This window comes from Sphingomonas sp. CCH9-E2 (assembly GCF_001557215.1).
In the GTDB taxonomy this organism is placed as follows: domain Bacteria; phylum Pseudomonadota; class Alphaproteobacteria; order Sphingomonadales; family Sphingomonadaceae; genus Sphingomonas.
Window position 1 is genome coordinate 1 of sequence record NZ_LSJM01000367.1, and the last position, 26743, is coordinate 26743.

Sequence of the window (26743 nt, forward strand, 5' to 3'; positions counted from 1 at the left end):
CCCGCCTGTGGCATGCGGCGCGTGAGCGTCTGCTCGCCGCGCCGGGCGGTTGCGAGGAAATGGTCGAGGAGACGATCGGCCCGGTCGAAGCGCCGCAGCTGGCCGATTGCGTCGCGCTGCTCTGCGCGCCGGCGCTGGTGCCGGGCTGCTCGGTCGACGATTATTGGGTCGATGCCATGCCGGGTATCCCGGGTTTGCCCAACCAGGACGCGATCGCGGCCTGACACGAACTGCAAGGGGGCGCTCACCGCACGCCCCCTCCCAGATCCCCCGAAGAAGGGGCCGGTGCGATCCCTCCGCCGGCCCCTTCGACCTTTTCGGGCTCAGCCCGCGACCGGCCCGTCATACGGACGACGAGCATAATAACCGAAGCCGGCGATGATCGCGTAGCACAGGGCCGGGAGCGCAAAGGCAAGCGCGAGGCTGCCGGTGTTGTCGGCAATCGCGCCGGTCGCCAGCGGGATGACTGCGCCGCCAAAGATGGCAACGTTGATGATCCCCGACCCGTCCGCGGCGCGACTGCCCAGCTTTTCGCTCGCAAGGCTGAAGATCGTCGGAAACATGATCGAGTTCATCAGGCCGATGGCGAGCAGCGAGTAAGCGGCGACGGTACCGGTGGTGTTGGCGGAAATCACGATCAGGGCAATCGCGCCGACCGCAACAAAGGCAAGGAGCTTGCCCGGGCTGATAACCCGCATCAACGCCGATCCGATGAAGCGGCCAACCATTGCGCCGCCCCAGTAGATCGACACCATCCATCCGATGACCGATTCCGGCTGGCCGAGCACCCGGTCGAGTGCGAGGTAGTTGATGATCAGCGAGCCGATCGAAACCTCGGCACCGACATAGAGGAAGATGCAAAGCGCGCCGAAACTGAAGCGACGACGCGACAGCAGGTCGTTGCCGTACAGCCAGACCACCGGGGCCGCCATGATCAGCACCAGCCCGGCGAGCGCATTGACCTCGACCGCGAGAACCGCGCCGATGATGAACAGGACGAGACCGGCGGTATAGCGCGGGACGCTGACGAATTCCTTGTCGCCCATCGTGGCGGCGCTGTGCGGCAGCCGGTTGCGGAACGCCCAGACCGCGATGGCGACGACGGCGAGTGCTGCGGCGATGCCGAGATAGCCGTTGACGATCGCCTGGCTTTCGGCCGTGCGATAGGCGTCGAGCGCGGCCCCCGACAGCTGGTCGGCGGTCACGGCGGCAAGGCTGCCGAGGATCACGATCGCGCCGACATAGGGAAACACCGTGGTGCCGAGCGAGTTGAACGCCTGCGCAAAGGTCAGGCGGCTATGCGCGGTCTGCGGCTTGCCGAGCAGCGAAATCAGCGGGTTGGCGACGACCTGGACGATCACCACCCCGCTCGCCAGCACGAACAATGCGCCGAGGAAGAGCGCATAGGTCGCGTTCTGGGCCGCGGGGATGAAGAGCAGGCAGCCGACGATCATGATGACCAGGCCCGCCACTGCGCCGCGCATATAGCCCAGCTTCTTGACCAGCTTCGCGCCGGGAATCCCGATCACCAGATAGGCGGTGAAAAAGCAGAACTGGATCAGCATCGCCTGCGTGAAGTTGAGCGTGAACAGCTCCTTCAACTTGGGGATGATGACGTCGTTGAGCGACGTGATGCCGCCGAAGATGAAGAACAGCGCGAAGACGAAGACCTGAAGGTCCGGGGCGTTCACCCCTTGCGCGCCCGGATCGCCCGGATTTGGGTCGGTCGAGCTCATATCGATGACGGGTGCGGCCAATGCGCCTCTCCTGATAACGTTGTCAGCTGCCCGGATGTTTAACCCCGTGGACGGGAAAGGCGAGGGGGAAAGTGCGTCGATGCGGCTATGCCGCTGGTTTCGTTCACATTGCCGGTTCGCTGGTCAAAATCGGGTATGTCAGCGCTGCCCCCACCACGGCTTTAGGCTGATCTGTGCGCGCGGTGCCGGTATCGCATTTGAAGATCGACATCAGCGTCGCGCGGATGTTTTGTCGAGACGGCGCAGCGACTGTGGCTGACACGAACTGGGGGGAATGATCATGGAAACGCAGCAGTTCGATCGCGAAGACGTTCAGCCGGGCCAGTGGGTCGCCCCGCTGGAGTCGATCGAAACGTTCTCGGTGGCCGAATTCACGCAGTTCGATACGTTCCCGGGCGACGACGGTGCCGGGAGTTTTACGCACTCCTGACGTCGGGCGTTAGCTTGATCCAAGCCAGATGAGCGAGTTTCGCGGGTATGTTGCCCATGCTGCGGACGCGCTGACCGAACAGGATCGGGCACGAATCGGTGCCCCCTTTGTTAGCAATGGCATCGCCAAAACGCGGGTGTGGCGCGACGACGTCGCCGCGCTCGCGCATGCGCAGCGGATCGTAACCGTCGAAGACTCGGCTGAGCGCCAGCCCACCCCGGATGCGAGCGGGCGCGTGGTGCTGTTCGACGGCTATCTCTTCGACCCCGATCCGTTGCGTTCGGAGCTGGGTCTTCCCCCGCGTACGCCCGATTCTCAGATCGTGGCTGCGTGGCTGGGCCGCCATGGCTTCGACGCGCTGCACCGGCTGAAGGGAGATTTCTGCTGCGCGTTCTGGGATCCGCGCGTCCGGCAGCTGCACCTGATCGTCGCGCCGATGGTGATGCGGACCATTTACTGGCATGCGCGCGCAGGCGGGTTCTGGTTCGCGACGACGTTAAGCGCGCTGCACCAGTTTTCCGGAGTGCCCGACCAGATCGATCCCCTTCAGCTGGCGCTTCAGTTCACCGTCAATGTCGGCGATCCAGCAGCCACGCTGTACAAGGATATCCGGCTGGTCCTGCCCGGCACGCATCTTGTTGCGGGGCCCAGCGGGGTGCAGGAGCGGCAGTTCTGGCAGCTCGACCCCCGCCGCCGCGTTGCGCTGAAATCACCGGAGGAAGGGGTCGAGGCGGCGCGCGCACTGCTGGACCAGGCGGTCCGGCGCAGCCTGCGGGCGGCCAATACCCCCGGGCTGTTGCTGTCGGGCGGACTGGACAGCGCCGCTGTTGGCGCGTCGGCGGCGCGGATGATCGATCCCCGTCCGCTTGACAGCTACACGGTCGAGCCCCCGCCGGGGCATGAACTCGCGGCGCGCGGTGGCTGGTATGATCGCGAACGCCCGCATGTCGAGGCGCTTGCGGCACTGCATGCCAATCTTCGCCCCCAGTTCGTTCATTCGACCGATCCCGCGTCGTTCGAGGATGACCCCACCCCCTTTTTCGTGGCCGGCGGCCGGCCGCAGATCAATGCCACCCATATCGGCTGGTTCGATCCGGCCTATCGCGCCGCGCAGCGCGATGGCCATAACGTCCTGTTGACGGGCCAATCCGGCAATCTGACGCTCAGCTATACCGGGCTGCGCGGGCTTGCCGATCTGGCGCGCAGCGGGCGGATCGACCTGCTGATCCGGTTGCTGCCGGGCGTCGCGCGATATCGCCAGAACACGATCTGGGGCACGCTCAAGGGCGAGGTGCTGCTCCCCGCCTTGCCGTCGAAGCTGCGCGCGGCATTGTGGCGCTGGCGTCATGGCGATGCCGCGCCGTCCACCAAATATGCCGCGATCCGGTCCGACTTCGCCGCCGCCATGGGGCTCGATGCCGTGTTGCAGGCGCAGGGCGATGACGGGTTATCCTTCTATGGCCCCGACAGCCGCAAGCTCATCGCACGGCACCTTGGTCCGCTGCGCGTGAACTTGCTTGAAAACGTCCGCACGATCCGGACCGTTTACGGGATCGAGCTGCGCGATCCGCTGGCGGACCCCGACCTGGTCGAATTCTGCCTCGCGATCCCGCGCGAACACTATCTGCTGGGCGGTGTCCAGCGCAGTCTCGCGCGCCGGGTGCTCGCCGATCGCCTGCCCGATGCGCTGCTGGCCGAGCGCAGGATCGGGCGGCAGAATCCCGAATGGTTCACCCGAATCTCCGCCCAGCGCGAGCGCTTCGCGGCGGAGATCGAGCGGCTGGCCAATGTCCCGCTCGCGGCCGAGATGCTCGATCTGCCGCGCCTCAAGCAGCTGATCGATCACTGGCCGGAGGATGCTGCGGCCGCCGAAGCCCGCCGGTTTGACCTCGAGGTGCTGCTTCCGCGCGCCGTTCAGATGGGTCGCTTCATCCGCTGGAGTGAACGGGGCAATCACTGAGCCGACGTTCCGTCGGGGCGCAGCCGCAGCATGCAGCAAAGGCCAATCGCGATGTTCACAGCGGCCCCATCGCCCTATAGGCGGAGTGGCTGACTAAAGGAGAGCGAGGGATGGTCGATCTGGAAACGGTGGTGGTCCGCAGCGACACGATCCTCGATGCCAGCGTAGATGACAACATCGTGGCAATGAGCGTCGCGACCGGTCAATATTACGCCATGAAGGTCACCAGCCGTGCGATCTGGCAACGATTGGACACGCCCGTGCGCGTCGACGCGCTTTGCGCCGAGCTGGCCGACGCCTATCAGGCGCCGCTGGCAACGGTTCAGGCCGATACTTTGGCGTTCCTCAACTATCTGGAAGCCGAGAAGATGATCGAGCGTCGGGAGCAATGATAGCGTGCAGTGCGATGAGCCATGCAACCGTGGAGGTGCCGCAATGCCGCGTGCGCTGAAAATCGCCCCTTCCGACGATGTCCTGACGATGCTGGAAAATGGCGAGGTGGGTGATCGCGTCGGGTTTGACGGCGGGTCGGTGCAGCTGATCGATGCGGTCGAGCGCGGGCACAAGGTCGCGCTGCACGCGATCGCGGACGGCGCAACGGTGCGCAAGTTCGGCTTCCCGATCGGGCGGGCGACCCGGTCGATCGCGGCGGGGGAACATGTGCATGTCCATAACCTGCAAACCGCGCTGGCGGGGCAGGGCAGCTACGCCTTTGACACCGGTAGCAGCGCGCCGCAGCCTGCGCCATCGGCGGCGACGTTTATGGGGTATCGCCGCGCCGATGGCCAGGTGGGCACGCGCAACGAAATCTGGGTGCTGCCGACGGTCGGCTGCGTCGCGCGCACGGCGGAGCGGATCGCGCAACAGGCGGGCGAGCGCGTCGCGCATCTGGTCGATGGCGTGCACGCCTTTGCGCACCCGCACGGCTGTTCGCAGCTGGGCCACGACCTCGACGGTACGCGCGCGATCCTCGCCAGCCTGGCGTGCCATCCCAATGCCGGGGGGGCGCTGATCATCGGCCTGGGCTGTGAGGAAAATCAGGTCGCCGCCCTGCTGGAGGCGATCCCGGAGGCGCGGCGCGGGACGGTCCGCTTTCTCGTGGCACAGGCCAGCGCGGACGAGGTGGCCGAGGGCGTCGCGCTGGTCGAGGAACTGGCGCAGGCCGCAACGGCGCAGCGCAGCCCGGTCGGGCTCGACGCGCTGGTGCTGGGTGTCAAATGCGGCGGATCGGACGGGCTGTCGGGGCTGACCGCCAACCCGCTGGTCGGGCGCATGGCGGATCATGTGACCGGGGCGGGGGGCAGCACGATCCTGACCGAAATCCCGGAGATTTTCGGGGCCGAGCATCTGCTGATGGAGCGCGCCGCATCGCGTAAGACGTTCGATGCGATCGTCGCCTTGGTCAACGGGTTCAAACAGCATTTCATCGACCATGGCGAGCCAGTGTCGGAAAACCCGTCGCCCGGAAACATCACCGGCGGCATCACCACGCTGGAAGAAAAATCGCTCGGCGCGGTGCAAAAGGGCGGGACGAGCGCGGTGGTCGATGTGATCGATTACGGCGCCCGGATCACACGGCACGGCCTGACGCTGCTCGAAGCACCGGGCAACGACGCGGTTTCGTCCACCGCGCTGGCCGCGGCGGGTGCGACAGCGATCCTGTTCACCACCGGGCGCGGCACGCCGCTTGGCTTTCCGGTGCCGACGATCAAGATTGCGTCGAACCATGACCTTGCCACCCGCAAGCCGGGCTGGATCGATTTCGATGCCGGGATGGTGCTCGACGCCGGGATGGACGCGGCCGACGCCGCGCTGTTGCAGCGGATCATCGCGATCGCCTCGGGCGAAGAGACGGCCGCCGAGCGCAATGGCGAGCGCGAGATCGCGATCTGGAAACGTGGAGTAACCCTGTGACATTTCTGTCCCGCGCCACCCTGTCGGGTCTCCCCGCAACGGTGGAGACGCCGGCGGGGCGTCCGGCCCTCAAAACCGGTATCGTCCATTTCGGGCCGGGCGCATTCCACCGCGCGCATCAGGCCGCCCATATCGATCGTCTGCTCACGGATGACCCGCGCTGGGGGATTGCTGCCGTCTCACTGCGGACGCGCGGCACGGTCGATGCACTGGCGGCGCAGGACGGGCTATATACGCTGGCGATCCGCGACGCGCAGCCATCATTGCGTGTGATCGGCGCACACAGCGCGTTTCTGGGACCGGAGGACGCAGCGCAGACCGCCGCGCTGCTCGCCGATCCTGCGGTGCGACTGGTCACCTCCACCGTGACCGAGAAGGGCTATTGCCTCGCACCCGATGGCACGCTCGACCTGTCGCATTCCGATATCGTGCACGATCTGGCGGGGGCGGGGACGCCGCGCTCGGTGGTCGGCTGGATCGTCTTGGGGCTGGCGGCGCGGCGGGCGGCGGGCGCCGCGCCGTTCACGGTGATGCCGTGCGACAATCTCGCGGATAATGGCCGCAAGCTGCACGCGGCGCTGGTCGCATATGCCGGGCAAAGCGATGAAGAACTGGCGGCATGGATCGAGACGCAGGTCGCGGTGCCGTGCACCATGGTCGATTCAATCACCCCCGCCAGCGACGCGGGCTTCTTGTCCGAGCTGACCGCGCAACTGGGCCTCGCGGATGCCGCCGCAGTGCAGCGCGAGGCGTTTGCGCAATGGGTCGTTGAGGATCTCGGGATCGACTTCGGCCCGGACCTCAAGGCGGCCGGCGTCATCCTGACCAGCGACGTCGCGGCGTGGGAGCGCGCCAAGCTGCGCATCCTCAACGGCGCGCATTCCAGCATCGCCTATCTCGGCCTGCTGCGCGGAGCAGCATCGGTGGCGGAAGCGATGCAGGACGCCGCTTTGGCACGCTTCGCCGACGCGATGGTGCGCAACGAAATCCAGCCCTTTGTCGGAACCGTACCCGGCCTCGACCTCGACCAGTATCGCGCCGATGTGCTGCAGCGCTTTCGCAATCCAGCGATCGTCCACCGGCTGGAGCAGATCGCGATCGATGGGTCGCAGAAAATCCCGTATCGCCTGGGCGATTCGCTCGCGGCGAACCGCGCCGCAGGGGTGCTGCCCCGGCATATCGTCACGGCAACGGCAGGATGGGTCGTATTCCTGCACGAGCGCGCGCGGACGGGCACGCCCATCGCCGATCCGCACGCAGCAGTGATCGCAGAACGCGCCGCCGACAACGATGCGCCAGCTTTCGCCCGTGCGCTGGCAGAGCGGGATATCGGGTTAAGCCGCGCGATGCTGGCCGACGCCGCGCTGATGGCGGCGCTGGAGCAGGCGGTGCAGGCCGTGGCCGACCGCCGCTGGGATGCGACGCCGCTGCCCGGCTGAATAGGGGGTGGTGCCGGTTGCAGGAATCGAACCCGCGACCTTCGGTTTACAAAACCGCTGCTCTACCAGCTGAGCTAAACCGGCGCGGCGGGTGGCGCTGGCGCACCCGCATCTGGATGGCGTCCCTTTGCGTCAAGCGATGCCGAACGTCCAGCCCTCTGCGCGCGCAATTGCCGCACTCATCGCGGCGGGGTGCCATAGCGCGTGCTGGTCTGCAGCCCGCCTCAGCCACGCCGCCGTCAGCAGCGCGTCGGTCGCATGGTCGGTGTAGCGCGTAATCGGCGCATGCGCTCGCGACCCCAAGGCGGCGAGCGCCACGTCGAGCGACTCGGCATCGCGCAGCTTCGACCGCCCCTTGCGCGCACCGGCCGCTCGCGCGGCGATGGCGGTGTAAATCTCGACCACGCACGCGCCGCGGCTGGGCAGGGGATCGAACGGCCACACCGGGACACGACCGTTCAGCCGGTGGAGCAGCCGCATTCCGGCAAAGCTGGCCTTGGCCACCTGCGCGGCGCCGATGGCGTCGAACACCGTCGACGGCTTGGTGGTCCCGTCATGCGCGATCTCGCACGCGCGCCAGTGCAGAAAGTCGGCCTTGGCTCCGTCGGCCGCGCCCAGATAGAAATGGGTGCCGCGCCGTGCGTCGATGAACCCCGCCGCGCCCAGATCGGGATCGTCGCTCGCGGCTTCGACATGCGCCCATAGCGCGCGGGCGTCGTCGCCCCGCGTCTCGCCGGGCAAGTGTGCGCCACGCGCGACGAATGGGGCCGAAAAGCTGAAATCGAACCCGATCAGTATCGGCGCGTCCGCCTGCGCCAGCACCCAGTCGAGCACTTCCCGACGCGCCCAGGCGCGATCGGGCGCCGCGATCAGCCGGGGGGCGGCATCGCCAGCCCCGCAGGTGGCTACCGCGATTCCTGGGTGGCGCACGCCTTTGGCACCGGACCAGTCGATCGCCGCAAATTGAGTGAAATGATGCGAGAACGCCACGGCAGAGCCGGCTCAGCCCGGCGTCTCGATCCCCGCGAGCACCGCCAGCCGGATCGCTTCGGCGAAACTCGACACGTCGAGCTTGAGCATGATCCGCGCGCGATGCGATTCGACGGTGCGCACGCTCAGGCCCAGCTTTTCGGCGACTTCGCGATTGGTCAGCCCGTCGACCAGCAGCGCCAGGATCTCGACCTCGCGCTCGCTCAGCGTCTCCAGCCGGTTGCGGTCGCGCCCCGACTGCTGCGCCTCGGCCAGGTTGCGGTCGAGCAATTCGAACGCGATCCTCAGCGGCCCAAGCAGCTTGTCGAGCGTGAACGGCTTTTCGATGAAGTCGATCGCGCCGCGTTTGAGCGACTCGACCGCCGAGGTAATCTGTCCCTGTCCCGAGACGATGATCGCGGGAAAGCGGCGGTGATCGAACGCACGCAGCGCCTCATTGCCCGACAGTCCCGGCATGTTGAGATCGAGCAGCACGACCCCGGGGGCAGCACCGTCCTGTGCGGCAGTCAGAAAGCGCTCCGCCGAATCCCATGCGCTGACCGAAACCCCCGGCAATGTCGCCACCAGGCTGGAAATAACATCGCGGGCGAGATCATCGTCGTCGACGACATGGATGGTGCGGGACATGGTCATTCGCTGCTGGGACCGGGAGCCGGTTTGATAACGATCATGCTCCGTAAGTCCATATGATCACGTATTCTTACTACTCAAACTGATGCGTCTTGGGAACTTGTTTCGATCAGTGCTAGCAGTGCTTGTGCAAGAATAATGCGCTCACCGGGTGTCGCATCGATCATCGCTCGTTCGGTTTCGCGGGCCCTGTTCCCCAGCGCTTCGTCGCCGAAATGCCCGGCGGTCCCCGCCAATTTGTGGATGTCGGACAGTAATGTGGCAATGGCCCGCGAGTCATCGGCGGCGTTCGCATCGAATGCCCGCAGCGCGTCGGCGAGCGCGGCGCGACGTTCGCCGTAACGTGCCATCAGGGACGGCGGGAGGGGTTCGGCTGTGGGAGCCATGCTCGATGTCGGGAGGATCGGCCGAACACCGGGACGGCGCCGTGCCCAGGTCGCGATGGCCCGTTCCAGATCCTCGCGTCGGACCGGCTTGGCCAGATGGGCCTGCATCCCTGCCGCAAAACAGGCGTCGATGTCATTCTGATAGACATTGGCCGATAGCGCGACGATCGGCAGCGTTTCGGCATCGAAGCCCAGGCTGCGCAAGCGCTGAGTCGCGCCGATGCCATCAAGGATGGGCATCTGGATGTCCATAAGGATCAGGTCATAGGGTGTACCAGCCTCGGCGGCGGCTTCAGCGCCGGTAACCGCTTCCAATCCGTTGCCGACCACGTCGAGCGCCAGCCCCAAGCGCGCCGCCGTCGCGCGAATCAGCGCCTGGTTGATTTCATTGTCTTCGGCCAGCAAGACCCGGATTGCGGTCGACGTCGGTGCCGGCGCATCCACGCCGCTGTTCGTCCGTGGGGCATTGGGCGAAGCCGTATGGCCGCTGGCCGACGCTGGGACGCAGGGCAGGGTGAAGTGAAAGCTGCTGCCTTCATTTACCCGGCTGTGGACCTTCAGACTGCCGCCCATTAGGCGCACCAGCGAACTGGAGATGGTGAGGCCCAGTCCGGTTCCCGTCCCGGTCGCACGTGCGACAGGGTGAATCTGAACGAACGACTTGAAGATATCCGCCAACCGGTCCTGCGGGATGCCGGGGCCGGAATCCACGACGGTAAACCGCATTCCTTCGCTGGCGCGGCTGATCTCGAGCCGGACAAATCCGCGCTCGGTGAACTTGACCGCGTTGCCGAGCAAGTTGAGCAAAACCTGGCGCAGTCGCAGCTTATCCCCGCGGACGACCGGGGGAAGTTTGGGGTCGATCTGGACCTCCAGCCATACGTCACGCCGACGCACGCTGGGCATCAGCATGCGGATCGCCGAACTGGCCAGTTCTTCGAGCGCCACGGGTTCGTCGGCCAGCTCCAGATGCCCCGCCTCGATCTTGGACAAGTCGAGAACATCGTTGAGCAGCGCCATCATGTTGGTGCCGGACTCGATGATGATCTGGGTATAGTTGCGCTGTTCGGTGGCCAGTTTCGTTTCCAGCAGAAGTTCCGCAAAGCCGATCACGCCGTTCATCGGAGTACGGATTTCATGGCTCAGATTGGCCAGAAACGTCCCACGCGCCTGCGCCTCGCGCTGCGCTGAATCGCGCGCTTGTAGCAATTGCTCGCGCACCCGCGTCTCGTTGGTGACGTCCTGCATCACCCCGAACAGGGCGGCGGTCTTGCCGTCCGGACGCGGTTCGGCGCGCCCGAGATAGGACAGATAGCGTGTCTCGCCATTATCGTCCCGGGTGATCCGCACGCGCAGGTTGAACGGCGCCTGGTCGCGCACCGCCGCCAACATTGCCTCCCAGGTCTGGTCCCGGTCTTCGGCATGCAGATAGTCGAGCGCCTCGTCCCGCGTGATCGGGTTGGCGGGGTCGCGCCCATGGATGCGATAAACCTCGTCCGACCACAACAACGTGCCTGCCGCGATGTCGTAGCGCCAATGCCCGACATGCGTCGTCGCCTCGGTCATCAGCAACAGGCGGTTCGCCTCCGACAGCTCGGCGGTGGAGCGCTCGACCTCCCGTGTGACCACCGCCTCGCGGCGCGCCACTACCGCAAGCACCGCAGCGAGGGCGAGATTGATCGTCAGGCCGGTGAGCAACACGAGCAGCGGCTCGATGCTGCGCGAGCGCGCCTCGAACGCGGCAGTGCTGCGCCACTCCAATCGCCACACGCGACCGGCGACCTTCATTTCGCGCGACGTCACAAAGGCCGACCGGTGGATCGCTCTGGGAGCATCGGATCGGCTATCGAACACCGATACCCATCTATTCGCACCATCACGCGCACGGATCGTCAGTTCGAAGTCTTCGCCCTGGTTCGGGGTCAGGTCGCTGAAAAACCGCTGAGCGGTAAACGGGTGATAGACCCAGCCGATGAGTGCACGGCGACGCTCCGCCACCGTGCGGGGAGGTTCTGCCGCTGCATAGACGGGGCGCATCATCGTGAAGCCCGGGCCAGGCCCGCGATATTGGATGAACTGAAGCGGTTGGGTAACGACCGCTCTCCCGCTGTCGCGCGCCTGATCGGCGGCCGTGCGTCGCTTCGGATCAAAGGTGATGTCCACGCCCAGAACGGCGCGGTTCCGCTCCAGCGGATAGATATAGCTCACCACATAATGATCACCGGTCGCGGGCGCGCGCGCGATCTGCGCGATCGGCAGGCCATTGCGCACGGACTTGGCCTTGAACGCGGCGACATCGGCGCGGGGCACGCGCACGATAAATCCGATGTCGCGAATGCCGGGATAGCGGCGCTCGATGTCGATCACCTTGGCATAGGCAACCCATTCGTCCCACGTTACCCGATCGCCGGCGGTGAACAATGCCGATGCTGCGTCGAGGCTTTGCGCCGCGCGGTTCAGCCGCTCGTGCAGCGCCTGCTCGCTTTCGGTTGTCAGCATCGCAAAGTTCGACCGACTGCTGTCGTAAACGCGCTCGCGCACGTTGATCCACGCGAACATGGTCAGCGCAAGACCGAGGCCGCATCCCAGCGCGATATAGCCGAACAACCCGCGGATCGGCGCCCCGCGCCACAATGCCCGAAAGCGCCGCCTTGTGCCGATCATCGCGAAGGGCGCAACGGTCAGGATGCCCAATATGTCGCCCAGCGCCCAGGTCGCGACGCTCCCCGGCACGCGTTCGACCGGAAAGCCGCGCAGCGCCATCATCGCCAGATGCCCGATCGCTGCCGAGACGAGGGCAGGGATCAGGATGCCCAGCCCGATCGCCACGGCGACAGCGCGCCCATCGGTCAACTCGATCTGATCGCCGAACCGGCGGCGCAGCAGGACATCGGCGGTCAGCACCTGCAGCGTTGCGCCGGTTGCCGTCCATACGGCCAGCCCGCCCGCGCGCAGCAGGCTCGATCCCATCGACATGCCCAAAATCACGTTGAGCAACAGCGAGGCAAGGAACACCGCAGGCAACAGCCAGCGACCGTAAAGCAGCACCGCCGCGACGGCGACACCCGACGGTAGCCACAGCATCGTCACATTGGCCGGCGGAATCGCGAGTTGCTTGGCAACCCAGCCGCTGGCCACGAACATCACGACCAGGATCAGCCCGAGTCGCATGCGCTCCACGACCGACAGCGGCGCGGGACCCACCGACGCACCGGGAGGCTGCTCAGCTTCAGAACGGACGTCGCGCACGAGCTCCACAGGGCGATCTATAACAAGCCGTGCGGCAGATGCATCCGTTGCAATACCGGGTTGACGTAGGGCAGCCAGCTTGACTGCGCGACGCGTTGATGCCCGCCATAGGCCGGCGCGGCGCGAAAGCCAATGGTGTGAAGCTTATTGGTCGGGGCGACAGGATTCGAACCTGCGACCCCCACACCCCCAGTGTGATGCGCTACCAGGCTGCGCTACGCCCCGACCGAAGGCAGGCCCTCTAGGCGGGTGCGACCGGGGATGCAAGGGGGATCGGGCGCGCTGTGGCCAGGGGGCGACAGTTGCATGGCCGCAACACAAGTGGTAGCTCGCGCCGCTTGAACCGGGGAGCATCGCTCCCCACCATTCAGGCCCAACCCTTTCTGGCCCCGGGAACCTCATGATCATCACCCCAGCATTTGCACAGGCCGCAGGTAGCGCGGCGGCTCAGCCCAGCGGCGCGGCATCGTTCCTGTCGATCGCCCCGCTCGTCCTGATCTTCGTCGCCTTCTACTTCCTGATGATTCGCCCGCAGCAGAAGCGGATGAAGACGCTGCAGGCATCGATCAGCTCGATGAAGAAGAACGACACCGTCGTCACTGCAGGGGGCTTGGTCGGCAAGGTGGTGTCGGTCGACGACGTTTACGCCAATGTCGAAATCGCGCCGACGGTGAAGGTCAAGGTGGTCAAGGCGACCATCGTCGAGGTTCAGCCGCTCGGCGGCAAACCCGCGAACGACTGACGCCATGCTCGATTTTCCCAAGTGGAAGGTCTGGGCGGTCTGGCTCAGCATCGCGGTCTGCCTGTTGCTGGCGATCCCCAGCTTCGTACCCGAAAGCGCGCGTGAGCGCTGGCCGTCCTGGATTCCGCAACCCTCGATCAACCTCGGCCTCGATCTGGCCGGCGGCAGCTCGATCCTGCTCGAAGCGGATGTCGACGATCTCGCGCGCACCCGCCTCGCCGCCAAGCGCGACGAGATCGAGACCGAGTTCCGCCGTCAGGATCCGCGGATCGACATCGGCGACATTTCGACCCGTGACAATCGCATCAGCTTCATGGTGCGCAACGTGGCGCAGGTCGATGCTGCGCGCGAACGCCTGCTGCAGCTGACCGGCAGCGGCGTCGGCATGTCCGGCCAGCGTGAATGGACGATCGAGGTGCGCGACGGCACCCGCTTCATCGTCAGCCAGACCCGCGCCGGACTTGATCAGGCTGTGACGCAGGCAATGTCCGACGCGCGCGAAGTCGTCGATCGCCGCATCAACGCGCTGGGCACGCTCGAGCCGACGATCATTCTTCAGGGGCGCAACCGCATCCTCGTCGAAGTACCGGGCGTCAAGGACCCCGAAGCGCTGAAGCGCACCATCGGCAAGACCGCGCGGCTTGAGTTCAAGCTGGTCGATACCACCGCCAATCCGGCTGAGCTCGCCGCTGGCCGTGCGCCGATCGGCAGCGAAGTCGCGGCCTATCCGACCGCGCCGGGCGGGCTTCCCTATGTCGCCTATCCGACCAAGCAGGGCGAAGTCGCGAAGATCGCGCTCAAGCGCCAGATTATCGTCAGCGGCGATCAGCTGATCGACGCGAAGCAGGAGTATGATCAGGACCAGCAGGTGGTGGTCGGTTTCACCTTCGACACGCAGGGGGGGCGCCGCTTTGCCCAGGCCACCCAGACCAACACCGGCAAGCCGTTTGCGATCATCGTCGACGGACAGGTGATCTCGGCACCGAACATCAACGAACCGATCCTCGGCGGTCGCGGTCAGATTTCGGGCGGCTTTACGGTCGAAAGCGCCAACGAACTCGCCATCGCGCTGCGCTCGGGCAAGCTGCCCGTCGCGCTCAAGGTCGTCGAAGAGCGAACCGTTTCGGCCGAGCTCGGTCAGGAATCGATCGAGAAGGGCATCCTCGCCGGCGTCGTCGGTACGCTCGCGCTGATCGCCTTCATGCTGTTCACTTATCTGCGCTTCGGCGTCTACACGACCGCCGCGCTGCTGGTGAACGCGATCATGATCCTCGGCGTCATGGCGTTCTTCGGAGCGACGCTGACCTTGCCCGGCATCGCCGGTTTCGTGCTCACCATCGGTGCCGCGGTCGACGCCAACGTGCTGATCAACGAACGCATCCGTGAGGAACAGCGCATCCGCGGCCGCGCCGCAATCGCCTCGGTCGAGTTCGGCTACAAGGAAGCGAGCCGTGCGATCTTCGACGCGAACATCACCAACGTCATCTCGGCGGCGATCATGTTCATGTTCGGCACCGGCCCGATCCGCGGGTTCGCGGTCGTGCTCGCCATCGGCATCATCACCTCGGTGTTCACCGGCGTCACCTTCACGCGTCTGCTCGTTGCCGATTATCTGAAGCGCAACCGTCCCAAGACGATCAATATTTAAGGCCGCCCAGATATGCGCCCGCTCAAACTTGTCCCCGACAACACCAACATCCCGTTCCTGAAATGGCGGAACGTGGCGATGGCATTGTCGCTGCTCCTCATCATCGGTTCGATCGTGCTGTGCGTGGTGAAGGGGTTCAACCTCGGCATCGATTTCGTCGGCGGGCAGCAGACCCGCGTGACCTTCAGCCAACCGGTCGATATCGAAACGCTGCGCCAGCGCGTCGAAGCGCTCGGCTATGGCGAGGCGACGATTCAGCGCAGCGGTGACACGACCGAATATTCGGTCCGCACCCCGCTGCCCGAAGGTGGCGAGGAAGCCGCGAACAAGGCCGCATCGGCGATCCGCGCGACGATCCAGCAGGGCTATCCCGGTGCCCAGGTCGCCGGCGCGCAGAGCGTGTCGGGCAAGGTGTCGGAAGAGCTGTTCCGCAACGGCGCGATCAGCCTCACCCTCGCGATGCTGGCGATCGCGCTCTACATCTGGTTCCGCTTCGAATGGCAGTTCGGCGTCGGTGCGCTGTTCGCCCTGTTCCACGACGTTGCGCTGACGCTCGGCTTCTTCGCGCTGACTCAGCTCGAGTTCGACCTCAACATCGTCGCGGCGATCCTGACGATCATCGGCTACTCGCTCAACGACACCATCGTGGTCTATGACCGTATTCGCGAAAATATGCGCAAATACCGCAAGATGGAGATGGGCGAACTGCTCGACCTGTCGATCAACGAGACGCTGTCGCGCACCGTCGTGACGTCGCTGTCGATCGGTATCGTGCTCGCGATCCTGCTGGTCATCGGTCCGGACGTCATCTTCGGCTTCACCGCCGCGATGCTGCTCGGCATCGTGATCGGTACCTTCTCGTCGGTCTATGTGTCGGCCGCGATCCTGCTGTGGCTGCGGCTGAAGCCCGACAGTTTCCTGCCCAAGGAAGCGACCGGGCCGAAGGGCGCTGAGCGTGCCGAGGCGGTCGACTTCAAGGACATGCCCTGATGCGGGTCGACCGGACCCGGATCGAGGGACCGGTCGTCTCGGGGTTCAGCGGTCGCGGCTTCCGCGTCGATGATGGCGTGTATGACGGGCTGCTGCTGACCCCGACGCGCGCCGATGGCTGGGCTCCGCCGCCGCTTGCAGAGCTGACCGTGGACGATCTCGCGCCGTTGCTGGCGATGGACCCGCTACCGGAATTCCTGATCCTGGGCACCGGCACCACGCTGCGCCGTCCGCCAGCAGCACTGGAAGCAGCGCTGCCTTTCGGCATCGAGCCGATGGACAGCCGCGCCGCGGCGCGCCTGTGGGGCGTGCTGCGCGCAGAGCTTCGTGGCGTCGCCGCCGCGCTCTATCCGCTCGACTGATCGCCATACCCGATCTTCCAATTTAATTGGAACTACGGCATGATCCCCGCAAACAAGCAGGGGAGAGGATCATGCTGACTTCGGTAATCGCACTGGCTGCAGCGCAGGCGGCCGCACCTACGGCAACCGACTATCGCAACCCGGACCATTGGTTGTGCCGTCCAGGTCGCGAGGATAGCTGCACCGTCAACCTCGACGCCACCGTCGTGGCGCCCGACGGATCGCGCACGATCGAGAAGTTCATCCCAGCAGCAAACCCGAAATTCGATTGCTTCTACGTCTATCCGACCGTCTCGACAGATCAGACCCCCAATAGCGACCTCAGCATCGACGCCGCCGAGCGCCGCGTCGCGATGATCCAGGCGGCGCGCTTCCGCAGCGTGTGTCGCGTCTACGCGCCGATGTATCGTCAGGTCACGCTCAAGGCGCTGCAGGCGGTCATGGCCGGGCAGGTTTCGGGCGCCGACCCGGTGCTCGGCTATCGCGACGTCAAGGCCGCGTTCGACGACTATATGAAGCACGACAATCAGGGCCGCGGTGTCATCCTGATCGGGCACAGCCAGGGCGCGCGGATGCTCTCGCAACTGCTGGAGCGCGAATTCGACGGCAAGCCAGCGGCGATGAAGCCCGTCATCTCGGCCATGCCGATCGGGTTCAACCTCGACGTCGCGGCCGGCCAGCGCACCGGCACGCTCAAGACGATCCCGACCTGCGCCAGCGCGACCGACACCGGCTGCGTCGTGACCTATGTCAGCTTCCGCGCGACCGTCCCGCCGCCGGCCAAGTCGCGCTTCGCCCGTTCGACCACCCCGGGGATGCAGGTCGCCTGCACCAACCCGGCGGCGCTCGGCGGAGGCAGCGCGCCGCTCAATGCCTATCTCCCGACCGGCTCGCTGCTCGGCACCGCCTCCGCCTTCGCGTGGAGCAAAGACGGCCCGCCGGTGACGACCAACTTCGTCAAGCTGCCCGGCCTGATCTCCGGCGCGTGCGTGGTGAAGGATGGCGCGAGCTATTTCGAGGCGACGCTGAACGCCAATCCCGCCGACGCGCGCACGGACACCATTCCCGGCGACGTGATGGTTGGCCCGCAGCGGCTCGACGACTGGGGCCTGCACCTGATCGACATGAATCTGGCGATGGGCGATCTGGTGAAGCTGGCGGAGACGCAATACGCCGCGTGGGCGAAGAAGCAGCGCTGAGCTTCCTCGATCCTCCCCCGCCAGGGAGAGGTGGCAGCGAAGCTGACGGAGAGGGAGGAAGCACGACGATTGAGAGGGTACAGCCGTCCTCCCCCTCCGTCGCCTACGGCGACACCTCCCCTTGGCGGGGGAGGATTAGTTTCATCGCCCGACCAGTGCCGCCAAATGCGCATAGAGCGCGTCGCGATTTGCCTCCCAGGTGAACCCCGCCGCGCCCGCGCGCACGGCATCGGGCGGGGGCGGGGCGGCCAGTAACGCGCCGAACGCCTCGGCAAACGCCGCCGCAGTCCGCGCGACGATCCGCCCATGCTCCGGCGCAGCGACCAGTTCGCGCGCACCGCCAGCATCCGGGATCACCACCGGCGTCCCGCTCGCCAGCGCCTCGACCCAGGCATTGGCGAGTCCCTCCGAAGACGACGCAAGCGCCATCACGTCCGCCGCCGCCAGCAATCCCGGCAGCTCGCCATGCGCCACGCTGCCCAGCAGCCTCACCCGGTCGCCGACGCCCAGCCGCGCGATCTGCGCCACCAGCTTCGGTCGCTCCGGCCCTTCGCCCGCGATCATCAGCCGCACGTCGGGCAGCGCCGCGACTGCGTCGATCACGATCTCATGCCCCTTGCGCGGGATCAGCGCCCCGACGCTGGCGACCAGCGGCCCCTCGACGCCCAGCGCGGCCTTCGCCGCCGCCCGATCGCGCGGTGCGAAGCGATCGAGGTCGACCCCGGTGCGATGCACGCGGATCTTTGCGGCATCCATGCCCAGCGCGACCATGTCGTCGCGCATCGACCCCGCCACCGCGAGCAGCCCGTCCGCTTCCAGCCCGGCGCGCAGCACCTGTCCGGCTGTTCCCGGCGCGCGTCCCCAATGGTGAATATCCGCGCCCCGCGCCTTGATCGAAACCGGTACGCCGAACGTGTGGCCCAACTCCACCGCCGCCACCCCATCGGGAAAGAAGAAGCTCGCATCGATCACATCGAACGCGAAATCGCGCCGGATCGCGCGCAGCAACGGCTTCAGCTGTGCCGCGAGCATCGCCGCATGAAACCGCCCGCCGGTGCCGGGCAGGTTCATAAAGCGCGGCCGCCACGTCTCCACGCCCTTCCACGTCTCATGCCGGGGCAGGGCGGCAAGCGCGGCATAGCGCCCCATACGCGACAAGGGCCAAGGCGGCACGCCGACCGGTGCAACCAGCTTCAGTTCAACATCGGGATGTGCCGCCAGCCCAAGCGTCTGCCGCTCGACGAACACGCCGAAATTCGGGCGGGTCGCGTCAGGAAATAACGACGAAAGGGTGAGCACGCGAAGCATTGCTCCGACGCACTACACCCTTCCGGTTAACGTTGCGAAACCGGGATTAGCGGCAGCGCACTTCGCCGCGGTCGACCGATGCGCCGATCGCAGCACCACCGGCTGCTCCGATGATCGTGCCCAGCGTCTTCGATCCGCCCGGCGCGATGATGTTCCCGAGCACGCCGCCGGCGATGCCGCCGACGATCAGACCCGCGCTGCCGTCGCTGCGGCGGCAATAATAGCGCCCGTCGCGCCCGACATAGATGTTGTCGTTGCGGCTCAGCCGCCGCTCTTCATAGCTGCCGTCGCGATAATAGCGCGCGGCGTCCCATTCACCGCGGCTCGCATAGCCGGGGCGGTCATAGCCATATTGGCTGCACGCACCGGTCAGCGCCATCGCGCCTGCGCTCAGCGCGATCATGCCGCTGCGAAGTGAAAAGGTCATCGGGCATCTCCCTGTTCATGATGCCCCCCGCCGATGATGTGCCAACGAAACGGGGCGCGGAAATATCCCGCGCCCCGCACCATTTCTTCATTTGGATCGGTATCAGCGGCAGCGCTTGCCGCTGCGCTCGATCTCGCGTCCAGCGACGGCGCCAGCGGCGGCACCCAGCAGCGTGCCGACCGTACGGTCGCCGCGCGTGTCGATCGTGCGGCCGACCAGCGCGCCTGCGACGCCGCCAATCACCAGACCGGTCGTACCATCCGGCTTGCGGCAATAACGGCGGCCATCACGGCCGTTCCACTCACGATAGCTGTAGCGCTTCTTCTTCGAATGCGCCTGCGCATCGCCCATGTTCGGCAGAACCACCGTGGCCGGAACGGCCAGCGAAGCGGCGCCCAGCGCCAGCATCAGGTTACGCATTTTACTCACTCCATCTTCCTGAACTCGCGGGTAAAAACGACGGCCGGTCGGGCGGGGTTTCATGAACGTCACATTTCGTGCAGTTCATCTGGCATGCAGGAATCGCGCATGCACATCGAACGCCTTGGCCTGGCTCCTCATCCGGAAGGCGGCTGGTACAAGGAAACATGGCGTTCTCAACCACTTGACCCCGGCACACGGTCGCCGGGAACCGCGATCCTGTTCCTGCTCGAACAGGGGCAGAAGTCGCATTGGCACCGCGTCGATGCCGACGAACTGTGGCTGTGGCACGCCGGATCGCCGCTCGATCTGATGATCGCCGATGCGGCGGACGCCAATCCGGTGACGATCGCGCTTGGCGGAGACGTGCTCGGCGGCTACCAGCCGCAGGCGCGCGTCCCGACGAATCGCTGGCAGGCGGCGGATGCGCATCGCGGCTGGGCGCTGGTCAGCTGCATCGTCGTCCCGGGCTTCGACTTTGCCGGGTTCGAACTCGCCCCGCCCGACTGGTCCCCGACCCGCTGAATCGCTTCCCGTGATTCACGTTATCCACAGATCGTAACCGTCGATCGCCGCTTCGCCCGACTCGAAAACCGTGACAGCATCATGGGGCAGGCAGATGAGGCCGCGGCGGGAAACCAAAGCGAAATCAGATGTTTGTCACGGCTCGACACGTGCAGGTGCCTTCGGGAAACCGCATGGATCGGGACGGGGACGCCACCCCGGGAAACCGCAGGGACGATGTTCGCATCGGCCAGGCGTGAACGGAACGGACAGGCGTCCAATGGCACCTCCCGGCCTTGTGTCGGAGGTGACAGGCGGAAGGGCAGGGGCCGATGCTTTCGGGCAGCGGGCCGGACCGGAAGCCATGGACGCAAAGCCCGTCTTCGGACCGGGTGGAGCGGGTTGCAGCGGAGCGGCGGCGCCTTCGGGCAAGGCCAGGAAGAGGCAGCCACAGCCGCGACGGGACCAAAGCCTTCGGGCAAAGGAACCGGCGCGAGGTGATCGGATGAAACGACCCTTCGGGGATCGTATCGATCGATGACCGGACCGTGATGCCGGATCGCCGCAAGGCGCGAAGGGATCGCAAGGACATCGAGGCGGGAACGCGGCTCTTCGGAACCGCCCCCGTCCCGGTGACCGGCCAACGGACGCAACGCGACCGTTGGAACGCAGGGTTCCGCAGTCCCTTGCCGGAAGCGGAACACTGCCTGCCGCCGCCGCGGCGCGCCCGTCTCCCGGATGGGCAAGCGAGCGGATGGCGACACCGGAGGGCTGGCGGAGACGCCGGCCCTCTTTTGGTTTCGGGGAGCGCACGCCTTCTCCCTCTCCCCTTTAAGGGGAGAGAGGGCAATGCCCCCACAACAACCGTCACCCCGGTCCCCGTGCCGGGGTCCACCCCGCCGCACATCCGGCGCTTCAGCCTCTTGCATCGCGCCCGCCCCCCGGTGGACCCCGGAACAAGTCCGCGGTGACGACAAGCGGGCTGGACGCAGAACGGCCACGCGCTACGCCTCAATCCCGATGTCCATCGACTCCCTCCACCTCGCGCTCGCCGCCTGCATGTTCCTCGGCGCGCTGCTCTATTCCACCGTCGGCCATGGCGGGGCGTCGTCCTATATCGCGCTGATGGCGCTGTTCAGCGTGCCGGTGGCGGTGATGCGGCCGACCGCGCTGGTCCTCAACCTGATCGTCGCGACGCTGGGATCGATGCGATACGCGCGCGCGGGGCTGTTCCGCTGGCGCACGCTGTGGCCGTTCCTGGTTGGCGCGATCCCCGCCGCGTTCGTCGGCGGCACGATCCATGTGCCCCCCGAACTCTACCGCCCGGCGATGGGCGCGGTGCTGCTCTTCTCGGCTGTCCGCATGCTGTGGCCGCGCGAGCTGAAGGCAGAGCGGGAGTGGCATGATCCGCCTTTATGGGTCGCGATCCTCGCCGGGATCGGGCTTGGCCTGCTCGCCGGGCTCACGGGGACCGGCGGCGGCATCTTCCTCTCGCCGCTCTTGTTGTTCCTCGCCTGGTCCGCCCCCAAGCCGGCATCGGGCGTCGTGGCGGTGTTCATCCTCGCCAACTCCGCCGCCGGCCTCGCCGGAAACCTCGCCTCGGTCGGCAGCCTGCCGCCCGAACTCCCGCTCTACGCGATCGCAGTGCTGGCGGGCGCCGTGGTCGGCACCACGCTCGGCATCAAGCTACCGCAAAAGTGGATCCTGCGCGCCCTCGGCCTCGTCCTGCTGGTCGCCAGCGCGAAGCTGTTCGGGGTGTATTGAACTGCGCGGATCGGGGCCAAAGCGGTTGGCGCCTTCGGTGCCGGGGACCACGAGTATGAAAGCCAAGAAAAATAGGACGCCGCCGATCTGAAAGAGCAAGGCCCAAACGGGCAGGTCGGGTAACGTCGATCCTCCATTCAAAGGATCGAAGAACACAAACCGGGCGCTCGAATAGACGCCGAACGCCATGGTTGGCGGTAGCAACAGCGTCCACCATCCGCTGACGTTCGCGTCATGGAGCCGACGCGCGAAGAGGGCGAAGATCGGTAGCAGCAACAACAGCTGACCCGCCTGATCCACGATCCAGTCGGTTCGCGGTGACAGTTGATAAGGAATGTGCCGAATGATCGTTCCGACGAGCATCGCCGCGATCCAGTAATAGAAAAACTCGGAGCGCCGAGATCGACCCTTGAACGTCACGATCCCGGTTATGGCGCGCATTACGAGCGCCAGGCTATCATGAGTCGCTTGCTGTGCCATCGGCGATCAGCCTAGCTGCACGGCCAATCATCTCAAGACAGCAAACGGCCTCCATCGTTGTCCCGGCCTTGAGCCGGGACAGGGCTTCTTCTCAGTGTCAGCAAAAAGAGCCCAGCCCCGGGTTAGCCCGGGCGACGGGGGAGGGCCGTCAGCCCCCCACCGCCTTCTTCAGCTTGTCGAAGAAGCCGGTCGACACCGGGCATTCCTCGCCGGTCTCCAGCGCGCGGAACTGTTCCAGCAGCGCGCGCTGTTCGCCCGACAGCTTGGTCGGGATCTCGACCTCGATCCGCACGACCAGGTCGCCGCGACCGCGTCCCTGAAGCACGGGCATGCCCGCGCCGCGCTGACGCACCTCGCGCCCGCTCTGCGTGCCGGGATGCAGGTGGATCTTGTGCACCTCGCCATCCGGGCCGGGAATCTCGATCTCACCGCCCAGCGCCGCCGTCGTGAAGCTGATCGGCGCGCGCGCGAACAGGGTCGTGCCCTCGCGCTCGAAGATCGCGTGCGGCTTGACGTGCAGGAAGATGTAGAGGTCACCCGGAGGCGCACCGCGCGCGCCGGCTTCGCCCTGACCCGCCATGCGGATCCGCGTGCCTTCGTCGACGCCCGGCGGAATGTTGACGTTCAGCGTCACCGTCTTGTCGACGCGGCCGTCGCCGCGACAGGTGCGGCACGGATCGGCAATGGTCTGGCCCGCGCCATGGCACGACGGACAGGTCCGCTCGACCACGAAAAAGCCCTGCTGCGCGCGCACCTTGCCATGCCCGGCACAGGTGCCACAGCGCTTCGCCATCGTCCCCGGCGCAGCGCCGGTGCCGCCGCACGGCTCGCACGGCCCGGATACATCGATGGTGATGTCGGCCTGTTTGCCGTGAAAGGCGTCTTCCAGGCTGATTTCCATGTCGTAGCGCAGGTCGGCGCCGCGCGCCTGGCGCTGTCCGCCTCCGCCACGGCCGCCCATGAACTCGCCGAACATGGATTCGAAGATATCGGAAAATGCGTCGAAGCCCGGCCCGGCGCCGGCGCCCATGCCCTGCGGCCCGGCATGGCCGAACCGGTCATAGGCCGCGCGCTTCTGCGGGTCCTTCAGGCAATCATAGGCTTCGTTGATCGCCTTGAACTTGGCTTCCTGATCCTTGCACCCGCCATGCTTGTCGGGATGGCACTGGATCGCCAGCTTGCGAAACGCCGATTTGATCGTCGCATCGTCTGCATCGCGCGAAACGCCGAGCAGCTCGTAATAATCTACCTGGGTGGTCATTCACTCGGCCCCCGCCCGATCCCCCGCCGCCTTTCCTTGGGAGTGAAAGGGGCGGGGGTGAGCATAAATTACGCCTTGTTGTCGTCCACCTCGGAGAATTCGGCGTCGACCACGTCGTCCGCCGGCTTCTCCGCAGCCGCATCGGCCGAAGGCGAAGCCTCCGACTGCTGCTGCTTCTCGTAGATCGCCTGACCCAGCTTCATCGCGACCTGCGCGAGGGCCTGGCTCTTTTCGTTCATCTGGTCGGCGTTGCCGCTCTCGACCGCCGCCTTGGCCGCGTCGATCGCCGACTGAATTTCGCCCTTCAGCGCCTCATCGACCTTGTCGCCATTCTCCGCGAGCTGACGTTCGGTGGTGTGGATCAGCGATTCGGCATTGTTCTTCGCCTCGGCGGCGGCGCGGCGCGCCTTGTCCTCCTCGGCGAACTTCTCGGCGTCGCGCACCATCTGGTCGATGTCGCTGTCCGACAGGCCACCGCTGGCCTGGATGCGGATCTGCTGCTCCTTGCCGGTGCCCTTGTCCTTGGCGGACACGTTGACGATGCCGTTGGCGTCGATGTCGAACGTCACCTCGATCTGCGGCACGCCGCGCGGGGCAGGGGGGATGCCGACCAGATCGAACTGGCCCAGCATCTTGTTGTCCGCCGCCATTTCGCGCTCGCCCTGGAAGACGCGGATCGTCACCGCCTGCTGATTGTCGTCGGCAGTCGAATAAACTTGGCTCTTCTTGGTCGGGATCGTCGTGTTGCGGTCGATCATGCGGGTGAACACGCCACCCAGCGTCTCGATGCCCAGCGACAGCGGGGTCACGTCGAGCAGCAGCACGTCCTTGACGTCGCCCTGCAGCACGCCGGCCTGGATTGCAGCACCAATCGCCACCACCTCATCGGGGTTGACGCCGGTGTGCGGCTCCTTGCCAAAGAACTCCTTCACGACCTGACGCACCTTGGGCATGCGGGTCATGCCGCCGACCAGCACCACTTCGTCGATCTGCGCCGACTTGACGCCGGCATCCGCCATCGCCTTGCGACACGGGTCGAGCGTGCGCGTGATCAGATCGTCGACCAGCCGCTCCAGCTCCGCGCGCGACAGCGTCTTGACGAGGTGCTTGGGGCCGTTCTGATCGGCGGTGATGAAGGGCAGGTTGACCTCGGTCGTCTGTGCCGACGACAGCTCGATCTTCGCCTTTTCGGCCGCTTCCTTCAGACGCTGCAGCGCCAGCTTGTCCTTGGTCAGGTCGATCCCTTCGACCTTCTTGAACTCGTCCGCGAAATACTGGACCAGCTTGGAGTCGAAATCCTCGCCGCCCAGGAAGGTGTCGCCATTGGTCGCCTTCACTTCGAACACGCCGTCGCCGATCTCAAGGATCGAGATGTCGAACGTACCGCCGCCAAGGTCATAGACCGCGATGGTCTTGTTGTTGTCCTTGTCGAGGCCATAGGCCAGCGCCGCCGCAGTCGGCTCGTTGATGATGCGCAGCACTTCAAGGCCCGCGATCTTGCCGGCGTCCTTGGTCGCTTGGCGCTGCGCGTCGTTGAAGTAAGCGGGGACGGTGATGACGGCCTGCGTCACGGTCTCGCCCAGATAGCTCTCGGCGGTTTCCTTCATCTTCTGCAGGATGAAGGCCGAGATCTGCGACGGCGAATAATCCTCGCCACCCGCCTTGACCCATGCGTCGCCGTTCGAACCCTTCACGATCGTGTAGGGGACCAGCTCGGTGTCCTTCTTGGTGATGGGGTCGTCATAGCGGCGGCCGATCAGGCGCTTGACCGCAAAGACGGTGTTGTCGGGGTTCGTGACCGCCTGGCGCTTGGCCGGCTGGCCGATCAGTCGCTCGCCGTCCTTGGCGAAGGCGACGATGGACGGCGTGGTGCGCGCGCCCTCTGCATTCTCGATCACCTTGGGCTTGCCGCCCTCCATCACTGCCACGCAGCTGTTGGTCGTGCCGAGATCGATTCCGATAACTTTACCCATGAGTCCTCTAAGGCCCCCGTCTGCTAAATCATGTTAAACCAGTGCGTTACCGCGCCCCTCAAGCGGCAACGCGGCCATCACTAGGCGGGATATAGGCGCGGCGCGCCTTGTCGCAAGACCATGGCGCTCTTAGGAATTTCCCGAAGGTTCCCGAATCGGGAGAAGGAGTTTCGACAATGCGGTCTCTGGTTGCGGTAATGGTGGCGGCGGTGGCACTGGCCGGATGCGAACAGGCGCAACTGGGGGTCGAGGACGCATGGGTCCGCCTGCCCGCCGTGTCGAGCCGTCCGGGCGCGGCCTATTTCACGGTAAAGGGCGGGGCCGACGCGACCAGCTTGCTCGCCGTCTCCTCGCCCGCCGCAGTGCGCACCGAACTGCACGAAATGAAGCATGAAGGCGGGATGATGACGATGTCGCCGCTCAAGGACGTCGCGATCCCCGCTGGAGCCACGGTCAAGTTCGAGCCCGGCGGCAAGCATGTCATGCTCTACGACATCTCCCCCGAAGTCCGCGCCGGCGGCAAGATCCCGCTGCGCCTCGCCTTCGCCAACGGCAAGACGATCGAGGTCGAGGCCGAACTGCGCGCCCCGGGTCAGGAGAAGTAACGCCGGGGGGAGGGCGGCGGCGCGGGAGCGATGACGCTCCAGCCGCGTTGAACCGCCATGTCCCTCGAAAACCCGACCCCGCCCCCCGGCCCGCGCCAGCGCCGCATCCTGTGGCTGCTCCCGCTGGTCATCATCGCCATCGTCGCGGTGATCTTTGTCGGCATGAATTTGAGCCACCTGCGCGAAACCGAGCAGGGCGAGGCGGTCGGCAACGAATCCGGCGTGCCGGGACCGGTGAATTTGCGATAGGTCTGACCCTAAATCCTCCCCCGCCAGGGGGAGGTGGCGCCGAAGGCGACGGAGGG

The 26743-nt window shown here is 66.0% G+C and carries 24 protein-coding genes, 2 tRNA genes and 1 pseudogene; 14 read left to right on the plus strand and 13 right to left on the minus strand.

The window, feature by feature from the left end:
- Positions 1-224, plus strand: a pseudogene (locus tag AX681_RS22610) (hypothetical protein); the annotation flags it as partial.
- A 99-nt stretch (positions 225-323) separates the two neighbouring features.
- Here AX681_RS22610 and AX681_RS17075 read toward each other — a convergent pair.
- A complete protein-coding gene (locus AX681_RS17075; protein WP_066661069.1) occupies positions 324-1736 on the minus strand; it encodes a sugar MFS transporter in 1413 nt (470 codons plus the stop codon).
- Positions 1737-1860: 124 nt separating this feature from the next.
- Positions 1861-2181, minus strand: a complete 321-nt coding sequence (locus AX681_RS22105; protein ID WP_156442786.1) for a hypothetical protein — start codon at positions 2179-2181, stop codon at positions 1861-1863.
- Between the two features lie 34 nt (positions 2182-2215).
- On the opposite strand from AX681_RS22105, the gene AX681_RS17080 reads away from it, so the two are divergent.
- The 4 genes from AX681_RS17080 to AX681_RS17095 all read left to right on the plus strand — a co-directional run bounded on the left by AX681_RS17080 (position 2216) and on the right by AX681_RS17095 (position 7500).
- The gene (locus AX681_RS17080) at positions 2216-4147 is read left to right on the plus strand and encodes an asparagine synthetase B family protein (RefSeq protein WP_066661065.1); all 1932 of its coding nucleotides are present in this window, start codon (positions 2216-2218) and stop codon (positions 4145-4147) included.
- Positions 4148-4257: 110 nt separating this feature from the next.
- Positions 4258-4539, plus strand: a complete 282-nt coding sequence (locus AX681_RS17085) for a PqqD family protein (protein ID WP_066661062.1) — start codon at positions 4258-4260, stop codon at positions 4537-4539.
- Between the two features lie 43 nt (positions 4540-4582).
- Positions 4583-6061, plus strand: a complete 1479-nt coding sequence (locus AX681_RS17090) for a UxaA family hydrolase (RefSeq protein ID WP_066682532.1) — start codon at positions 4583-4585, stop codon at positions 6059-6061.
- Positions 6058-7500, plus strand: coding sequence for a mannitol dehydrogenase family protein (locus tag AX681_RS17095; RefSeq protein ID WP_066682537.1), 1443 nt, complete (start codon positions 6058-6060; stop codon positions 7498-7500). The genes AX681_RS17090 and AX681_RS17095 overlap by 4 nt, the downstream gene beginning before the upstream one ends.
- Positions 7501-7508: 8 nt before the next feature.
- Here the strand turns inward: AX681_RS17095 and AX681_RS17100 are convergent.
- The 5 genes from AX681_RS17100 to AX681_RS17120 form a co-directional block, all read right to left on the minus strand.
- Positions 7509-7584, minus strand: a tRNA-Thr gene (locus AX681_RS17100).
- A gap of 48 nt (positions 7585-7632) precedes the next feature.
- Entirely contained in the window at positions 7633-8490 is an 858-nt protein-coding gene (locus AX681_RS17105; protein WP_066656539.1) for a hypothetical protein, read from the minus strand.
- A 12-nt stretch (positions 8491-8502) separates the two neighbouring features.
- Entirely contained in the window at positions 8503-9117 is a 615-nt protein-coding gene (locus AX681_RS17110) for a response regulator transcription factor (protein WP_197421793.1), read from the minus strand.
- Between the two features lie 80 nt (positions 9118-9197).
- Complete coding sequence (locus AX681_RS17115) at positions 9198-12677, minus strand: CHASE domain-containing protein (RefSeq protein WP_156442572.1); 3480 nt, start codon at positions 12675-12677, stop codon at positions 9198-9200.
- A gap of 226 nt (positions 12678-12903) precedes the next feature.
- A tRNA-Pro gene (locus AX681_RS17120) sits at positions 12904-12980 on the minus strand.
- 175 nt (positions 12981-13155) lie between these two features.
- On the opposite strand from AX681_RS17120, the gene yajC reads away from it, so the two are divergent.
- The 5 genes from yajC (at position 13156) to AX681_RS17145 (ending at position 17696) form a co-directional block, all read left to right on the plus strand.
- Positions 13156-13497 (plus strand): preprotein translocase subunit YajC, encoded by a 342-nt coding sequence (gene yajC, locus AX681_RS17125; protein ID WP_066656521.1) that lies wholly within the window; start codon positions 13156-13158, stop codon positions 13495-13497.
- Between the two features lie 4 nt (positions 13498-13501).
- Complete coding sequence (gene secD, locus AX681_RS17130) at positions 13502-15145, plus strand: protein translocase subunit SecD (protein WP_066656518.1); 1644 nt, start codon at positions 13502-13504, stop codon at positions 15143-15145.
- Positions 15146-15157: 12 nt separating this feature from the next.
- Positions 15158-16135, plus strand: coding sequence for a protein translocase subunit SecF (gene secF / locus AX681_RS17135; protein ID WP_066656510.1), 978 nt, complete (start codon positions 15158-15160; stop codon positions 16133-16135).
- Complete coding sequence (locus tag AX681_RS17140) at positions 16135-16497, plus strand: Mth938-like domain-containing protein (RefSeq protein WP_066656507.1); 363 nt, start codon at positions 16135-16137, stop codon at positions 16495-16497. Before secF ends, AX681_RS17140 begins: the two co-directional genes overlap by 1 nt.
- A 71-nt stretch (positions 16498-16568) precedes the next feature.
- On the plus strand, positions 16569-17696 hold the full coding sequence (locus AX681_RS17145) for a DUF3089 domain-containing protein (protein WP_066656504.1): 1128 nt from the start codon (positions 16569-16571) through the stop codon (positions 17694-17696).
- Between the two features lie 141 nt (positions 17697-17837).
- Here AX681_RS17145 and AX681_RS17150 read toward each other — a convergent pair whose 3' ends face one another.
- The 3 genes from AX681_RS17150 to AX681_RS17160 form a co-directional block, all read right to left on the minus strand.
- The gene (locus AX681_RS17150; protein WP_066682541.1) at positions 17838-19004 is read right to left on the minus strand and encodes a glycosyltransferase; all 1167 of its coding nucleotides are present in this window, start codon (positions 19002-19004) and stop codon (positions 17838-17840) included.
- A gap of 46 nt (positions 19005-19050) precedes the next feature.
- Positions 19051-19431 (minus strand): glycine zipper 2TM domain-containing protein, encoded by a 381-nt coding sequence (locus AX681_RS17155; protein WP_066659024.1) that lies wholly within the window; start codon positions 19429-19431, stop codon positions 19051-19053.
- A gap of 102 nt (positions 19432-19533) precedes the next feature.
- Positions 19534-19851 carry a glycine zipper 2TM domain-containing protein gene (locus AX681_RS17160; RefSeq protein WP_066659022.1) on the minus strand — a complete coding sequence of 106 codons (318 nt, stop codon included), beginning with the start codon at positions 19849-19851 and terminating at the stop codon, positions 19534-19536.
- A 93-nt stretch (positions 19852-19944) separates the two neighbouring features.
- On the opposite strand from AX681_RS17160, the gene AX681_RS17165 reads away from it, so the two are divergent.
- Both AX681_RS17165 and AX681_RS17170 read left to right on the plus strand, forming a co-directional pair.
- Entirely contained in the window at positions 19945-20376 is a 432-nt protein-coding gene (locus AX681_RS17165; protein ID WP_066659020.1) for a cupin domain-containing protein, read from the plus strand.
- 999 nt (positions 20377-21375) lie between these two features.
- Positions 21376-22119, plus strand: coding sequence for a sulfite exporter TauE/SafE family protein (locus AX681_RS17170; protein ID WP_066682543.1), 744 nt, complete (start codon positions 21376-21378; stop codon positions 22117-22119).
- Here AX681_RS17170 and AX681_RS21580 read toward each other — a convergent pair.
- The 3 genes from AX681_RS21580 to dnaK form a co-directional block, all read right to left on the minus strand.
- Positions 22042-22599 (minus strand): DUF805 domain-containing protein, encoded by a 558-nt coding sequence (locus tag AX681_RS21580; protein WP_066658764.1) that lies wholly within the window; start codon positions 22597-22599, stop codon positions 22042-22044. The two genes, AX681_RS17170 and AX681_RS21580, sit on opposite strands and share 78 nt — an antisense overlap.
- Positions 22600-22747: 148 nt before the next feature.
- Positions 22748-23860 carry a molecular chaperone DnaJ gene (gene dnaJ, locus AX681_RS17175; protein WP_066658761.1) on the minus strand — a complete coding sequence of 371 codons (1113 nt, stop codon included), beginning with the start codon at positions 23858-23860 and terminating at the stop codon, positions 22748-22750.
- Between the two features lie 68 nt (positions 23861-23928).
- Entirely contained in the window at positions 23929-25833 is a 1905-nt protein-coding gene (gene dnaK / locus AX681_RS17180) for a molecular chaperone DnaK (protein ID WP_066658756.1), read from the minus strand.
- A gap of 176 nt (positions 25834-26009) precedes the next feature.
- Between dnaK and AX681_RS17185 the strand changes: the two genes are divergently transcribed.
- Positions 26010-26438, plus strand: coding sequence for a copper chaperone PCu(A)C (locus AX681_RS17185; protein WP_066658754.1), 429 nt, complete (start codon positions 26010-26012; stop codon positions 26436-26438).
- A gap of 57 nt (positions 26439-26495) precedes the next feature.
- Complete coding sequence (locus AX681_RS17190) at positions 26496-26687, plus strand: hypothetical protein (protein WP_066658752.1); 192 nt, start codon at positions 26496-26498, stop codon at positions 26685-26687.
- The last annotated feature ends 56 nt before the right edge of the window (positions 26688-26743 follow it).

Bases quoted from the DNA above. Each gene is read 5' to 3' on its own strand.
- AX681_RS17075 (WP_066661069.1), bottom strand. From the start codon at position 1,736: ATGAGCTCGACCGACCCAAATCCGGGCGATCCGGGCGCGCAAGGGGTG.
- AX681_RS17080 (WP_066661065.1), top strand. From the start codon at position 2,216: ATGAGCGAGTTTCGCGGGTATGTTGCCCATGCTGCGGACGCGCTGACC.
- AX681_RS17085 (WP_066661062.1), top strand. From the start codon at position 4,258: ATGGTCGATCTGGAAACGGTGGTGGTCCGCAGCGACACGATCCTCGAT.
- AX681_RS17090 (WP_066682532.1), top strand. From the start codon at position 4,583: ATGCCGCGTGCGCTGAAAATCGCCCCTTCCGACGATGTCCTGACGATG.
- AX681_RS17110 (WP_197421793.1), bottom strand. From the start codon at position 9,117: ATGTCCCGCACCATCCATGTCGTCGACGACGATGATCTCGCCCGCGAT.
- AX681_RS17115 (WP_156442572.1), bottom strand. From the start codon at position 12,677: ATGCGACTCGGGCTGATCCTGGTCGTGATGTTCGTGGCCAGCGGCTGG.
- yajC (WP_066656521.1), top strand. From the start codon at position 13,156: ATGATCATCACCCCAGCATTTGCACAGGCCGCAGGTAGCGCGGCGGCT.
- secD (WP_066656518.1), top strand. From the start codon at position 13,502: ATGCTCGATTTTCCCAAGTGGAAGGTCTGGGCGGTCTGGCTCAGCATC.
- secF (WP_066656510.1), top strand. From the start codon at position 15,158: ATGCGCCCGCTCAAACTTGTCCCCGACAACACCAACATCCCGTTCCTG.
- AX681_RS17140 (WP_066656507.1), top strand. From the start codon at position 16,135: ATGCGGGTCGACCGGACCCGGATCGAGGGACCGGTCGTCTCGGGGTTC.
- AX681_RS17145 (WP_066656504.1), top strand. From the start codon at position 16,569: ATGCTGACTTCGGTAATCGCACTGGCTGCAGCGCAGGCGGCCGCACCT.
- AX681_RS17150 (WP_066682541.1), bottom strand. From the start codon at position 19,004: ATGCTTCGCGTGCTCACCCTTTCGTCGTTATTTCCTGACGCGACCCGC.
- AX681_RS17155 (WP_066659024.1), bottom strand. From the start codon at position 19,431: ATGACCTTTTCACTTCGCAGCGGCATGATCGCGCTGAGCGCAGGCGCG.
- AX681_RS17160 (WP_066659022.1), bottom strand. From the start codon at position 19,851: ATGCGTAACCTGATGCTGGCGCTGGGCGCCGCTTCGCTGGCCGTTCCG.
- AX681_RS17165 (WP_066659020.1), top strand. From the start codon at position 19,945: ATGCAGGAATCGCGCATGCACATCGAACGCCTTGGCCTGGCTCCTCAT.
- AX681_RS17170 (WP_066682543.1), top strand. From the start codon at position 21,376: ATGTCCATCGACTCCCTCCACCTCGCGCTCGCCGCCTGCATGTTCCTC.
- AX681_RS21580 (WP_066658764.1), bottom strand. From the start codon at position 22,599: ATGGCACAGCAAGCGACTCATGATAGCCTGGCGCTCGTAATGCGCGCC.
- dnaJ (WP_066658761.1), bottom strand. From the start codon at position 23,860: ATGACCACCCAGGTAGATTATTACGAGCTGCTCGGCGTTTCGCGCGAT.
- dnaK (WP_066658756.1), bottom strand. From the start codon at position 25,833: ATGGGTAAAGTTATCGGAATCGATCTCGGCACGACCAACAGCTGCGTG.
- AX681_RS17185 (WP_066658754.1), top strand. From the start codon at position 26,010: ATGCGGTCTCTGGTTGCGGTAATGGTGGCGGCGGTGGCACTGGCCGGA.
- AX681_RS17190 (WP_066658752.1), top strand. From the start codon at position 26,496: ATGTCCCTCGAAAACCCGACCCCGCCCCCCGGCCCGCGCCAGCGCCGC.